General features: G+C 67.2%; 11 protein-coding genes, 1 pseudogene and 2 riboswitches. Of the genes and pseudogenes, 5 read left to right on the forward strand and 7 right to left on the reverse strand.

Annotation, left to right across the window (positions count from 1 at the left end; all coding sequences use genetic code 11):
* Positions 1-26 precede the first annotated feature (26 nt).
* A complete protein-coding gene (locus tag ABWV23_RS18130; RefSeq protein ID WP_353350279.1) occupies positions 27-1,655 on the reverse strand; it encodes a SulP family inorganic anion transporter in 1,629 nt (542 codons plus the stop codon).
* A 342-nt stretch (positions 1,656-1,997) separates the two neighbouring features.
* Here ABWV23_RS18130 and ABWV23_RS18135 point away from each other — a divergent pair, with 342 nt between their 5' ends.
* Both ABWV23_RS18135 and ABWV23_RS18140 read left to right on the forward strand, forming a co-directional pair.
* Complete coding sequence (locus tag ABWV23_RS18135; protein ID WP_353350281.1) at positions 1,998-2,876, forward strand: S-methyl-5'-thioadenosine phosphorylase; 879 nt, start codon at positions 1,998-2,000, stop codon at positions 2,874-2,876.
* 78 nt (positions 2,877-2,954) lie between these two features.
* A pseudogene (locus tag ABWV23_RS18140) lies at positions 2,955-3,584 on the forward strand (LysE family translocator).
* A gap of 28 nt (positions 3,585-3,612) precedes the next feature.
* Here the strand turns inward: ABWV23_RS18140 and ABWV23_RS18145 are convergent.
* Positions 3,613-3,786, reverse strand: coding sequence for a hypothetical protein (locus ABWV23_RS18145; RefSeq protein ID WP_353350283.1), 174 nt, complete (start codon positions 3,784-3,786; stop codon positions 3,613-3,615).
* A 174-nt stretch (positions 3,787-3,960) separates the two neighbouring features.
* Between ABWV23_RS18145 and ABWV23_RS18150 the strand changes: the two genes are divergently transcribed.
* Positions 3,961-4,500: an adenine phosphoribosyltransferase gene (locus ABWV23_RS18150; protein ID WP_353350285.1), complete on the forward strand. Its 540-nt coding sequence runs from the start codon at positions 3,961-3,963 to the stop codon at positions 4,498-4,500.
* A 100-nt stretch (positions 4,501-4,600) separates the two neighbouring features.
* Here ABWV23_RS18150 and ABWV23_RS18155 read toward each other — a convergent pair whose 3' ends face one another.
* The 5 genes from ABWV23_RS18155 to ABWV23_RS18175 all read right to left on the reverse strand — a co-directional run bounded on the left by ABWV23_RS18155 (position 4,601) and on the right by ABWV23_RS18175 (position 12,099).
* Complete coding sequence (locus ABWV23_RS18155) at positions 4,601-5,836, reverse strand: acyl-CoA dehydrogenase family protein (protein ID WP_353350287.1); 1,236 nt, start codon at positions 5,834-5,836, stop codon at positions 4,601-4,603.
* 341 nt (positions 5,837-6,177) lie between these two features.
* Complete coding sequence (gene gcvP, locus ABWV23_RS18160; protein WP_353350289.1) at positions 6,178-9,027, reverse strand: aminomethyl-transferring glycine dehydrogenase; 2,850 nt, start codon at positions 9,025-9,027, stop codon at positions 6,178-6,180.
* A 237-nt stretch (positions 9,028-9,264) separates the two neighbouring features.
* Positions 9,265-9,624 carry a glycine cleavage system protein GcvH gene (gene gcvH, locus ABWV23_RS18165; protein ID WP_353350291.1) on the reverse strand — a complete coding sequence of 120 codons (360 nt, stop codon included), beginning with the start codon at positions 9,622-9,624 and terminating at the stop codon, positions 9,265-9,267.
* 23 nt (positions 9,625-9,647) lie between these two features.
* Positions 9,648-10,772 carry a glycine cleavage system aminomethyltransferase GcvT gene (gcvT, locus tag ABWV23_RS18170; RefSeq protein WP_353350293.1) on the reverse strand — a complete coding sequence of 375 codons (1,125 nt, stop codon included), beginning with the start codon at positions 10,770-10,772 and terminating at the stop codon, positions 9,648-9,650.
* A gap of 88 nt (positions 10,773-10,860) precedes the next feature.
* Positions 10,861-10,922: riboswitch (glycine riboswitch) on the reverse strand.
* 4 nt (positions 10,923-10,926) lie between these two features.
* A riboswitch (glycine riboswitch) is annotated at positions 10,927-11,015 on the reverse strand.
* A 121-nt stretch (positions 11,016-11,136) separates the two neighbouring features.
* Complete coding sequence (locus ABWV23_RS18175; protein WP_353350295.1) at positions 11,137-12,099, reverse strand: hypothetical protein; 963 nt, start codon at positions 12,097-12,099, stop codon at positions 11,137-11,139.
* Positions 12,100-12,284: 185 nt separating this feature from the next.
* Here ABWV23_RS18175 and ABWV23_RS18180 point away from each other — a divergent pair, with 185 nt between their 5' ends.
* Both ABWV23_RS18180 and ABWV23_RS18185 read left to right on the forward strand, forming a co-directional pair.
* A complete protein-coding gene (locus ABWV23_RS18180; protein WP_353350297.1) occupies positions 12,285-12,602 on the forward strand; it encodes a hypothetical protein in 318 nt (105 codons plus the stop codon).
* 69 nt (positions 12,603-12,671) lie between these two features.
* Complete coding sequence (locus ABWV23_RS18185; RefSeq protein WP_353350299.1) at positions 12,672-13,661, forward strand: type I glyceraldehyde-3-phosphate dehydrogenase; 990 nt, start codon at positions 12,672-12,674, stop codon at positions 13,659-13,661.
* The last annotated feature ends 25 nt before the right edge of the window (positions 13,662-13,686 follow it).

The raw sequence follows: 13,686 nt of genomic DNA on the forward strand, positions 1-13,686 counted from the left end.
AAGCCCCCGGCGGGCATGGATTGCCCTCAGTGCCCGCCGAGAATGCCGGTCTTGACCGAGTAGTTTACCGCCAGCGCGTAATCGGGGTCATCGTCGCTGTCGACCATCAGGTGACCGGCCTTGGTCAACAGGCGGTGACAATCGCGGCTGAGGTGGCGCAGTTGCATCCGCTTGCCCTCGGCCTCGTATTTCGCGGCCACTGCCTCGATCGCCTGCAGGGCGGATTGATCGACCACGCGGCTGTCGGCGAAATCGACGATCACCGCCGCGGGGTCGGCCTTGGGGTTGAACATCTCGGCAAAGCCCTCGGCCGAGCCGAAGAACAGCGGCCCCTGCACCTGGTAGACCTTGGCGCCCTCGGGGGTGAGGTAGGTCTTGGCATGGATACGCCGCGCGTTGTTCCAGGCATAGGCCAGCGCCGAGACGATCACCCCGACCACCACGGCGACCGCCAGATCCTCCATCACCGTGACCACGGTGACCAGCAGGATCACGAAGGCATCGGTCAGCGGCACCTTGCGCAGGATGGTCAGCGAGTTCCAGGCAAAGGTGCCGATCACCACCATGAACATCACCCCGACCAGCGCGGCCAGCGGGATCTGTTCGATCAGCGGCGATGCGAACAGGATGAAGATCAGAAGGAACAGCGCGGCGGCGATGCCGGCGACGCGGGTGCGGCCACCCGATTTCACGTTGATCATCGACTGGCCGATCATGGCACAGCCGCCCATGCCGCCGAAGAAGCCGGTGACGGTATTGGCCATGCCCTGGGCGATGCATTCCTGGCTGGCGCCACCGCGCTTGCCGGTCATCTCGCCCACGAGGTTGAGGGTCAGCAGGCTTTCGATCAGCCCGATCGCCGCAAGGATCACCGAGTAGGGCAAGATGATTTTCAGCGTGTCCCATGTCAGTGGCACGGCGGGGATGTGAAAGGCCGGAAGCCCGCCCTCGATCGAGGCCAGGTCGCCGACCCGCGGCACCTCGAGCCCGAGGCCGATCACCAGCGCGGCGACCACCACGATGCCGGCCAGCGGCGCGGGGATGATGCGGGTGACGCGCGGCATCACCCAGACCACCGCCATGGTCAACGCCACCAACCCCAGCATGGTATAGAGCGGCATCCCGGTCAGCCATTCGCCGCCGGACATGCCGTGGCCGGTGTTCTCCATGCTGCCGGGCACCTTGAACTGGCCCATCTGCGCCAGGAAGATCACGATCGCCAGCCCGTTGACGAAGCCCAGCATCACCGGGTGCGGCACCAGCCGGATGAACTTGCCCCATTGCATCACGCCGGCGACGATCTGGATCAGCCCCATCAGCACCACGGTGGCAAAGAGGTACTCGACCCCGTGCTGGGCCACCAGCGCCACCATGACCACCGCCAGCGCACCGGTGGCGCCCGAGATCATGCCGGGTCGGCCGCCGATCAACGCGGTGATCAGGCCGACGAGAAAGGCGGCATAGAGGCCGACCAGCGGGTGCACCCCGGCGACGAAGGCAAAGGCCACCGCCTCGGGCACCAGCGCCAGCGCCACGGTCAGGCCGGACAGAAGCTCGATCCGCAAGCGGCCCATGGTCAGCCCCTCGTCGGGCATCCAGCGCAGGTCGGGAATGGCGAGACGATTGGCGAAGGAGGCCAGAATGGCGCGTTTCATGTATGGGTCCTGTGGTGATGTGTTCGCTGCGATGCGGCGTTTACCGGGTTCTGCCCCGGATGCCAATGTGCAAGGCAAAAGCCCGCTCTGCGCGACCGTCATAGCGGACCGGGCGCGAAATGCACGGATTTCCTGCGTCTGCCGCCGGGTTTTCCTGGGGTCTGCGCGCCGGGTGGGGCACCTGGTCGGGGGGAGGCGGCGCCCCCTTCAGCCCCCGATTGATGCCATTGCGTGCAATGCGCGCGACAAAGGCGCCCCTCGCCCGGCCGCCCGGCCCCGTCCGGTTGCATCCCGGCGCGCCGTGGCTAAGCTCCGCCCCAGCAGACAGATGGGGCAGGCAGCATGGCACAGACCAAAATCGGCGTGATCGGCGGATCGGGCGTTTACGAGATCGAGGGACTGGAGGACGCCCGCTGGGTCAAGGTGGACAGCCCCTGGGGCACGCCCTCGGACGAGATCCTGACCGGGCGGCTGGGCGGCGTCGAGCTTGCGTTCCTGCCGCGTCACGGGCGCGGGCACTACCTGAGCCCGACAGACGTGCCCTATCGCGCCAATATCGACTCGCTGAAGCGGCTGGGGGTCACGGACGTGATCAGCATCAGCGCCTGCGGGTCGTTCCGCGAGGAACTGGCGCCGGGGGATTTCGTCATCGTCGACCAGTTCATCGACCGCACCTTTGCCCGCGACAAGAGCTTTTTCGGCACCGGCTGCGTCGCGCATGTGAGCATGGCACATCCCACCTGTTCGCGGCTGGGCGATGCCTGCGAGACGGCGGCAAGGGACGCCGGGATCACCGTGCATCGCGGTGGCACCTACCTGGCGATGGAGGGGCCGCAATTCTCGTCGCTGGCGGAATCGAAGATGTACCGCGAGCAATGGGGCGCGGACGTGATCGGCATGACCAACATGCCCGAGGCCAAGCTCGCCCGCGAGGCCGAGCTTTGCTATGCCTCGGTCGCGATGATCACCGATTACGACAGCTGGCACCCGGATCACGGCGCGGTGGAGATCACCGAGATCATCGCCACGCTGACCGGCAACGCCCACAAGGGCCGCGACAAGGTGCGCCGGCTGCCAGCGCTGCTGGGGGCCGAGCGGGCGCCCTGCCCCTGCGGCTGCGACCGGGCGCTGGAGTTTGCCATCATGACCGCACCGGAGAAACGCGATCCCGACCTGGTGGCCAAGCTCGATGCGGTGGCGGGACGGATACTGAACGGCTGAGGGCCACCGCGCGCTTGCAGCCCGTCTCGGGGCCCTCTAATTTGCCTCGTCCCTTGTAGCCCCCGAAGGCGTGTCGCGATGTCTTTCGATCTCTGGCTGGCCTTTGTCGCCGCCTCCACCGTGTTGTTGCTGATCCCCGGCCCCACCATCCTGCTGGTGCTGAGTTATGCGCTGAGCAAGGGGCGCAGCGTGGCGCTGGCCAGCGCGGCGGGCGTGGCGCTGGGGGATCTGACGGCAATGACCGCCTCGCTGGCCGGGCTAGGGGCGCTGGTGATGACCTCGGCGATGCTGTTTTCGGTGCTGAAGTAGGTGGGGGCCGCCTACCTGCTGTGGATGGGCTACAAGCTGCTGCGCAGCGCGCCCGCCTCGGGCATGCAGGCGATGGTGCGGCAGAGCGACATCACCGCGCGCGGGGTGTTCGGCCATGCGGCCGCGGTGACCGCGCTGAACCCGAAATCCATCGCCTTCTTCATCGCCTTCGTGCCGCAGTTCCTGCGCCCCGAGCAGCCGCTGGTCCCGCAGTTCGGCATCCTGATCGCCACCTTCGTGGCTCTGGCAGCACTGAATGCGCTGGCCTATGCGCTGCTGGCCGACCGGTTGCGGAGCTGGATCGGACGACCGCGGGTGATCACCGGGCTGACCCGCACCGGCGGGCTGACGCTGATGGGAATGGGTGTGGCCACGGCAGTGCTGCGGCGTCCGGTATGAGGCCGGGCGACGCCCCGGTGGCGCGGGGCTAACCTTTGCCGTTCTCTTTCATGAACTCGCGGATGAAGCGGCGGATCTCGCGCGCGGCGCTGGTGTCCATCTCCTTGCAGAGTTCGACAAAGGCGTCGCGGTCGTGCTTGTCCAGGCGCAGGACAAGCTGGCTGTTCTTCTTGCCGGACGGCTTGGTTTGTTTCGTTGACACGTGCGTTCCGCCCTGCCGGCCCCGGACATCCGTATATCCCACGCATATACATTGTATAGGGCTTGTCGATATCCCACCGACGTAACATCAAAACCCGGGGAAAGGCAAACGAACCTTGCAAGCGCCGGCCGCATCGGCCACACCCGCTGCGTCGACCACAGCCGGAGCCACCCGATGTCCAAACCCGCATCCGTCAAGGATTACATCCGCACCATCGTGGATTTCCCGCACGAGGGGATCATGTTCCGCGATGTCACCACGCTGTTCGCCGATCCGCGCGGGTTCCGCATGGCGATCGACCAGATGCTGCACCCCTACGCGGGCGAGCGCATCGACAAGGTCGTCGGGCTCGAGGCGCGCGGCTTCATCCTGGGCGGGGCGATCGCGCACCAGCTCAGCGTCGGTTTCGTGCCGATCCGCAAGAAGGGCAAATTGCCCGGCACCACCATCAGCCAAGAGTACAAGCTGGAGTACGGCGAGGCCATCGTCGAGATCCATGACGACGCCATCGCGCCGGGGGAAAAGATCCTGGTGGTCGATGACCTGCTGGCCACCGGCGGCACCTGCGCGGCGGGCATCAACCTGATCGAGCGGCTGGGCGGCGAAATCGTCAGCTGCGCCTTTGTCATCGACCTACCCGACCTGGGCGGACGCAAGGTGCTGGAGGGGCTGGGCATGGACGTCCATGCCCTGTGCGCCTTCGAGGGCCTCTGATCCGGCCAGCCTCCACCCCACTTGCACGAAAAAGGGCGGCCCGCGCGGGGCCGCCCGAAATGTCAGGACCGGTTTGTCACGCCGACCGGGGCGCTGCCCCTCAGACCTTTTCCTGGGTGTGTTTCTTCAGCTCGGTCCGGGCCACCTGGCGGCGGTGCACCGCGTCGGGGCCGTCGGCCAGGCGCAGGGTACGCACATGGGTCCAGGCGGTGGCCAGCGGGGTATCCTGCGACACGCCGGCACCACCGTACATCTGCACCGCCTCGTCGATAACCTTGAGCGCGGTGCGCGGCGCCACGACCTTGATCTGGCTGATCCAGGGGGCGGCAGCGCGGGCATCGCCCTGATCCATGTACCAGGCCGCCTTGAGGCAGAGCAGCCGGGCCATCTCGATCTCCATCCGGCACTCGGCAATGATGTCGTAGTTGGCGCCAAGCTGCGCCAGCTTCTTGCCGAAGGCCTCGCGGTCGAGCGCACGCTTGCACATCTGTTCCAGCGCGATCTCGGCCTGGCCGATGGCGCGCATGCAGTGGTGGATGCGGCCCGGCCCGAGGCGGCCCTGGGAAATCTCGAAGCCCTTGCCCTCGCCCACCAGCAGGTTCTCGACCGGCACCCGCACGTTGGTAAAGCGGATATGCATGTGCCCGTGCGGCGCGTCGTCGTGGCCATAGACCTCCATCGCGCGCAGGACCTCGATGCCGGGGGCATCGGCGGGAACCACGATCATCGAATGGCGCTGGTGCTTTGGCATCTCATCGCCGCCGGTCTTGACCATGGTGATATAGACCTTGCAGCGCGGATCGCCGGCGCCGGAGGACCACCATTTCTCGCCGTTCAGCACGTAATGGTCGCCGTCGCGCACGCAGGACATCGACACGTTGGTCGCGTCCGAGCTGGCCACGTCCGGTTCGGTCATCAGGTAGGCCGAGCGGATCACGCCGTCCAGCAGCGGCTTGAGCCACTCCTCCTTCATCGCCTCGGTGCCGTAGCGTTCCAGCACCTCCATGTTGCCGGTGTCGGGGGCGGAACAGTTGAACACCTCGGCGCCCAACGGGGTCTTGCCCATCTCTTCGGCGAAATAGGCGTATTCGACGGTGGTCAGGCCAAAGCCCTTGTCACTGTCGGTCAGCCAGAAGTTCCACAGCCCCTTTTCCCGGGCCTTGGCCTTGAGACCTTCGAGGATCTCGGTCTGGCGTTCGGTGTATTCCCAGCGGCTGCCCTTGGCGATCTCCTGCGCGTATTCCTCCTCCAGCGGCATGACCTCGTCGCGGATCAGATCACGGACCTGCCCCAGCAGTTTCGCGTTCTCCTCGCGGATGGTGAATGACATGTTCATATTGGCTCTCCTCCCGTACAGCCGACTGCAAGCCAGCCCTGCGCTCCGGAGCAAAGACTGCGCGGCGGCGCAAGGAATGTCCAGCAGGGTAACGGAACGTCACATCGCGCATCCCCTGAAATTCAAAGCATTTTTCTGGTAGCCGGAAAATATTTCCGCCCAGGGAAACTGCGAAAGCCCGTTTCGACAGGCAAAACCGAGCCCCGATTCCGTCCGCGACAGGCGAATTGATTCGCGCCCTGTTGCGCCCCATCAGGCTGCGGCCGCGGATTGGCCCCACCTGCGGCGCGACAGGAAAAGGGCGGACCCGAAGGCCCGCCCTTTGCGTGTTGCTCTGCCGCCTACTCGGCCGCTTCGGCGTAATCCTCGACCGGTGGACAGGTGCAGACCAGGTGCCGGTCGCCGAACACGTTGTCGACCCGGCCCACCGGCGGCCAGTACTTGTCGACCCGGAAGGCGCCCGGCGGGAAACAGCCCTGTTCGCGGGAATAGGGGCGTTCCCATTCCTTGACCAGGTCCTCCATCGTGTGCGGCGCGTTCTTCAGCGGGTTGTTCTCCGGGTCCATCCGCCCCTCCTCGATGGCGCGGATCTCTTCGCGGATCGCCAGCATCGCGTCGCAGAACCGGTCAAGCTCGGCCTTGGTCTCGCTCTCGGTGGGTTCGATCATCAGGGTGCCGGCGACCGGCCAGCTCATGGTCGGGGCGTGGAAGCCGCAATCCATCAGCCGCTTGGCGATGTCGTCCACCGTGACGCCGGCGCTGTCGGCAAAGGGGCGGGTGTCGATGATGCACTCATGCGCGACGCGGCCCTGCCCCCCCTTGTAGAGCACGTCATAGGCGCCCTCGAGCCGCTTGGCGATGTAGTTGCCGTTCAGGATCGCCACCCGCGTGGCCTGGGTCAGCCCCTCGCCGCCCATCATCAGGCAATAGGCCCAGCTGATCGCCAGGATCGAGGCCGAGCCGAACGGCGCGCCCGAGACCGGCCCCTCGGTGCCGCCGGTATGGGGATGGCCGGGCAGATGCTGGACCAGGTGTTCCTTCACGCCGATCGGGCCCATGCCGGGGCCGCCACCGCCATGGGGGATGGCAAAGGTCTTGTGCAGGTTCAGGTGGCTGACGTCACCGCCCACGTCGCCGGGCCGGGCCAGCCCCACCATCGCGTTGAGGTTGGCGCCGTCGATATAGACCTGGCCGCCGTGGGAGTGGGTGATCTCGCAGACCTCGCGCACGGTTTCCTCGAACACACCGTGGGTCGAGGGATAGGTGATCATGCAGGCGGCGAGGTTGTCGGCGTGTTTCTCGGCCTTGGCGCGGAAATCGTCGAGGTCAATGTCGCCGTTCTCGGCCGATTTCACCACCACCACGTCCCAGCCCACCATATGGGCGCTGGCCGGGTTGGTGCCATGGGCGCTGACCGGGATCAGGCAGACGTTGCGATGCCCCTGCCCGTTCGCCCGGTGCCAGGCCGAGATGGTCAGCAAACCGGAATATTCGCCCTGCGCGCCGGAGTTGGGCTGCATCGAGAAAGCCGAGTATCCGGTGATCTCGCACAGCTTGGCGCTGAGATCGGCGATCATCTCGGCATAGCCGCGGGCCTGGTCGGCGGGCACGAAGGGGTGCAGGTCTGCAAAGGCGGGCCAGGAGATCGGCATCATCTCGGCCGCCGCGTTCAGCTTCATCGTGCAGGAGCCCAGCGGGATCATCGCCCGGTCCAGCGCCAGGTCGCGGTCGGCCAGACGGCGCATGTAGCGCATCATCTCGGTCTCGGCCCGGTTCATGTGAAAGATCGGGTGTTCCAGATAGCTGCTTTCACGCAGCAGCGCCTCGGGCAGGCGATACTCGACCTCGCTCGGGTCGGCCTCCATGATGATGCCGAAGGCACGCCAGACCGCCTCGATGGTGTCGGGGCGGGTCTGTTCGTCCAGCGTGATGCCCACCTTGCAATCGCCCACCCGGCGCAGGTTCACCCCCTCGCGCACGGCGGCCTGGAGAACGCCCCGCTGCAACAGGCCCACATCAACGGTGATGGTGTCGAAGAAGGTCGCCGGCTCGACCTTGAAGCCCGCCGCCTCCAGCCCGGCGGCCAGCCGCGCGGTCTTGCGGTGGATCCGCTGGGCGATGGCGCGCAGCCCCTCGGGGCCGTGGAACACCGCGTAGAACGAGGCCATCACCGCCAGCAGCGCCTGCGCCGTGCAGACGTTGGAGGTCGCCTTTTCGCGGCGGATATGCTGTTCGCGGGTCTGCAGCGACAGCCGATAGGCACGGTTGCCGTGGCTGTCGACGCTGACGCCGACGATCCGGCCCGGCATGTTGCGTTTGAACGCGTCGCGGCAGGCCATGTAGGCGGCGTGCGGACCGCCATAGCCCATCGGAACGCCGAACCGCTGGACGCTGCCGACGGCGATGTCGGCGCCCATCGCGCCGGGTTCCTTCAGCAGGGTCAGCGCCATCGGGTCGGCCGCCACGATCGCCACCGCCTTGTTGTCATGCAGCGCGGCGATGGGGGCGGAAAAATCGCCCAGGTGGCCATAGGTGCCCGGGTATTGGAAGATCGCGGCAAAGACCTTGTCCGCCGCGAGGTTCTCCGGCGCGTCCACGATCACCTCGATCCCCAGCGGCGCCGCACGGGTCCGCATCACCGCGATGTTCTGCGGGTGGCAGTTCTCGTCGATGAAAAACGCCTTGGCCTTCGACTTGGCCACCCGCTGCGCCATGGTCATCGCCTCGGCGCAGGCGGTCGCCTCGTCCAGCAGCGAGGCATTGGCGATCTCCAGCCCGGTCAGGTCGCTGATCATGGTCTGGAAGTTCAGCAGCGCCTCGAGCCGGCCTTGGCTGATCTCGGGCTGGTAGGGGGTATAGGCGGTGTACCAGGCCGGGTTTTCCAGGATGTTGCGCTGGATCGCCGGCGGCGTCACCGTGCCGTGATAGCCCTGCCCGATCAGCGAGGTCAGAACCGTGTTCTTTTCCGCCACCCGGCGCAGGTACCACAGCAGCTCGCGCTCGGACTTGGGCTTGCCGAAGTCCAGTTTCGACGCCTGCCGGATCGCCCGTGGCACGGTCTGGTCGATCAGGTCGTCGAGGCTGTCGGCACCGACCACGCCCAGCATCTCGTCCATCTCCTTGGGCGAAGGGCCGATATGGCGGCGGTTGGCAAAATCATAGGGCAAGTAATCGGTGGGCGTGTAGGTCATGGCAGCTTTCCCTGGCAACGGCAGCACCTGTCAGGCACCGCCCCTGGTCTTCTTCTCTGCAAAAATACTCCCGCCGGAGGCGTCCCGCCCCCGACACTTGGCGATCACCGGGTTATCCGGGGCTCCGCCCGTTCGCGGCTGAAACGCTCCGCCGGAGCGTTTGCAAGATGCCGCGCGGCCGGGGCTCCGCCCGTTCGGCGCTGAAAAAGGTCCACTGGACCTTTTTCCGGGCGCGCCTCACCCAATGAATTCCTTGTAGGCGGCCTCATCCATGTAGTCGTCCATCGGCGACATGTCGGAGACCTTCATCTTGAAGAACCAGGCCTCGCCCAGCGGGTCCTCGTTGACCAGGCCGGGGTTCTCGACCAGCGCCTCGTTCACCTCGACGATCTCGCCGTCGAGCGGCGCCAGGATGTCCGAGGCGGCCTTGACGCTCTCGATCACGACGATCTCGTCGTCCTTGGAGACCTCGGTGCCGGCCTCGGGCAGTTCGACGAACACCACGTCGCCCAGTTGCTCAGCGGCGTGCTCGGTGATGCCCACGGTGATCAGCTCGCCCTCGGGCAGCAGCCATTCATGTTCTTCGGTGTATTTCATCTGTTTTCCCTCTTGGACCTGTCTTAGCGTTTGAAGTTTGCGGGGACGAAGGGCAGCGCGGTGACCGTGGCGGGCAGCCGCTTGCCGCGCACCTCGCCATAGACCGTGGTGCCCGGGGCGCTGAGGTCGGCGGGCAGATAGCCCATGGCGACCGGCGCCCCGACGGTGGGACCGAACCCGCCCGAGGTGATGCGGCCGACCGGTGCGCCGCCCTCTTGCGCGGCGAAAAGATCGACCCCCTCGCGCATCGGTGCGCGCCCCTCGGGGCGCAGGCCGACACGCTTGCGCGCAGGGCCGTTGTCGAGTTGGTCCAGGACCTGCGCCGCGCCCGGAAAGCCACCGGCGCGGTCGCCGCCGCTGCGGCGGACCTTCTGGATTGCCCAGGCAAGGCCGGCCTCGCCCGGCAGGGTCTCGGTGTCGATGTCGTGGCCATAGAGGCAGAGCCCGGCCTCCAACCGCAGGGAGTCGCGCGCGCCCAGCCCGATCGGGGCCACGTCGTCATGCGCCAGCAGCGCCCGCGCCAGCCGCTCGGCCCGGTCGGCGGGCACCGAGATCTCGTAGCCGTCCTCGCCGGTATAGCCCGAGCGCGAGACCCAGGCCTCCACCCCGTCGAGATCCATCGTGCGTACATCCATGAAGCGCATCGCGGCGGCCTCGGGGGCCAGTTCGGTGAGAACCGCCTCGGCTCGCGGCCCCTGCAATGCCAACAGCGCGCGATCCTCCAGCGGCGTCACCGCCACCTCGGGTTCCAGCGCCGCTTTCATGCGGGCGATATCCTCGGTCTTGCAGGCGGCGTTGACCACCACGAACAGGTGATCGCCCCGGTTGGCGAACATCAGGTCATCCAGGATGCCGCCCTGATCGTTCAGGAACAGGCCATAGCGTTGCCGCCCCTCGCCCAGGTCCAGCACGTTCATCGGCACCAGCGCCTCGAAGGCACGGGCGGTCGCGGTATAGCTGGCGCCGCGCAGGATCGCCTGGCCCATGTGGCTGACGTCGAACAGCCCGGCCTTGTCGCGGGTGTGGCCATGTTCGGCCATGATGCCGGCGGGGTATTGCACCGGCATGTCGTAGCCGGCAAAGGGCACCATCCTGGCCCCCAGCTCGACATGAAGATCGTAGAGCGGCGTTCTGAGCAATTCGGTCATCGGCCCGTCCTGTCCTAACCGGGGCCGTCTCGACGAACTCCTCCGGCATCCCATTCCCGGCGGACCGCTGTCCGCCATGCGATGCCCCCTCTGTCCTTTCGCCTGAGATCGTTATCCCTTCGGCGGGCGCGCTGGCGCCACTCTCCAGAGTCTGTGTGAACACTCGGTCCCTGTGGCCTGAGAGTTTCCGGGGCGGTTGCTCCTTCGGCACCGGCTTCATGCCGGTTCTCCCGCGTGTTCGGCGCCACACTAGCGGCGATGCGAAAGGCGCACAAGAGTGGAAAAGCGTCGGTTTCGGAACAGTCCGGTTCCCCGGCCCGCGCGCCCTTTCGCCCGCGTGCTGCGGGGCAGAACCGGCGCATCGTTAGCGAAGGGTCACCAACCCGGTACCATTCCAATACAGGATCGCCGCGCATCCGTTCGGCTGTCCGGTCTGGCGACAACTGCTCGGCGACGCGCCCATCGCCACCCCGTCATTGCCATTGCTCAGCGGTTGCAGCCACACCCCCTGCGCCAACCAGTCCTCCGGCCGCCCGGTTCGTGGATAAAGCGCGCTGACATAGAGTGCCGCCGAACACATCGACGCACCGCAAAAGGGCCGTGGCGCGCCGCCCAGGCAGGTGACCTCGCCCCAGTCGAGCACGATGTCCTCGACCCCGTCGCCGTCGATGTTGGCCGAGAGGATCGCCTTGTCCGTGCGGCTCGCCGGACCGCCGCAGCCGCGCCGGATGTCGGCCTCGGCGGCGCGCAGCATCGCCCCCGCCTGCCCGGTTGACCAGGGCAGGCCGACGGCGGTGAACATGGCGCTGCAATAGCCGGTCAACTGCCACAGCCCGGCGTCGAATCCGGCCGCCGAGATGACGTGGCTTCCCTGGTCCGAGCGCAGTTCGAACCGCTCCTGCGCGGCGATCCCGGCAAAGGCTGGGTCGGTCGCGGGCAGGTCGACCTCCCAGGTGCTGAACAGCTCGTTCCAGCGCAACCCGCGCAGCCGGAACCCGGAATCGCCGACCACCAGCATCACGTCGTCGCGGGTTTGCCGGTGCGCCCCCGGCCCGCCGATCGCCCGGTCGCTGACATAGACGCGAAACGCCCCCGCCGGGGTGATGTCGGGTTCGGTATTGCCGGTCACCGCCGCCGACAGCCCCTGCGGCGAGCGTTCACCGCACACCAGCGCCGGGCCGGGGCCGTCCACCGGCGAGAGGGTGGCGCTGAAAAACGAGCCGTCGTCGAACTGCGACATGGTCCAGTCCTGCGCCCGGCAAAGGGAGGGAATCAGTGCCAGAATCGCCGCCAGCCCCCCCGGCACAAAGCTCCACCTCAGTTGCATTGTCCTGCCCTCGCGCCGCCGGCGCCACCCTGCGCCGTCCGGGCCAGCTTATGGGGCCGGCGCGGGCCGTCAACGCCTTCCGCAGATGTCTCCCTCCTCCGGCGAGTCATTGCGCGGGGGCTTCACAGCGGCGAGATAATCTGCTGACATCCCCCCGACCCCAACCGATCAAAGGATCTGTCCCGATGAAGAAAGCCCTGATTGGCCTCGCACTGGTGCTCACGGCCTGCACGGAAATGTCCGCGGGTCCTGCGGTGTCGCGCGCCGACACGGTTCGACAGGCGACGGTCTGGGGCCGGGGCTGGACCGTCACCCAGCCGGTCCCGGGCCTGTTCAAGGCCGTGCGCGACGACAACGATCTCGACCCCTTCGGTCCGCCGGCCCGGCTGCGCACCCACCAGGCGATCCGCGCCTTTCACGCCGCGACCGGCTGCAAGGCGATCTATTCGACCATGTACCAGACCATCTCGGGCGAATTCTTTACCCAGCTGGACTGCCCCTAGGGCGACTGATCGGCGCAGGATACACTTCGCGGGATTGAGGTCGCCCGGCCGGCCTGCCATAGCTGCGCCATGAGACTGGCAATCAACGGATTCGGACGGATCGGCCGCAGCATTCTGCGCCAGATCCTGAGCGGCCCGCGCGGCGCGGGCATCGAGCTGGTGCTGATCAACGATATCGCACCGGCCGAGACCTGCGCCTATCTGTTCCAGTATGACAGCACCTTCGGCCCGTTTCCGGGCGAGGTGACGGCGCGCGACGGGCACCTGATCGCCGGCGGTCGCCGCATCCCGTTCACGCAGGCGGCCGATCTGCACGACGTGGACCTGAGCGGCACCGATGTTCTGCTCGATTGCACCGGGATCGCGCGCACCTCCGAGGTTGCCCATCGCGGGTTGGAGGCCGGGGCGAAGAAAGTGCTGATCTCGGGTCCCTCTCCGGCAGCGGAGATCACCGTGGTCATGGGCGCCAACGAGGAGATGCTGGGCGACGAGACCATCGTCTCCAACGCCTCCTGCACCACCAACGCGCTGGCGCCGCTGGTCAAGGTCATCGACCGGATCGCCGGGATCGACCGGGCACATATGACCACGATCCATTGCTACACCAACAGCCAGCCGCTGGTGGACGCGCCGCGCGGCGATCTTGCGCGCAGCCGGGCCGCCGCCCTGTCGATGGTGCCCACCACCTCGAGCGCCACCCATCTGATCGACACCGTGCTGCCGCACCTGGCCGGGCGCATCAGCGGCGCGGCGGTGCGGGTGCCCACCGCCAGCGTCTCGGCGGTGGACCTGGTGGTGCAGCTGGGGCGCGACAGCGACACCGACAGCTTTACCGCCGACCTCAAGGTCGCCGCCGAGGCCAGCCCGGTGCTGGGCTGGACCGAGCGGCCGCTGGTCTCCTCCGACCTGCGCGCACGACCCGAATCACTGGTCATCGCGCAACCGGAAACCCGCATGATCGGCCCGCGCCAGGTGCGCGTCTTTGGCTGGTATGATAACGAATGGGGCTTCTCTGCCCGAATGCTGGACATGGCCGCCCGCATGGCCGGCGCGGCATAGCCGCGCGGCGGCGAAAATCGGCCCG

The sequence above is a fragment of the Aquicoccus sp. SU-CL01552 genome, from assembly GCF_040365005.1.
Classification (GTDB): Bacteria; Pseudomonadota; Alphaproteobacteria; order Rhodobacterales; family Rhodobacteraceae; genus Antarcticimicrobium.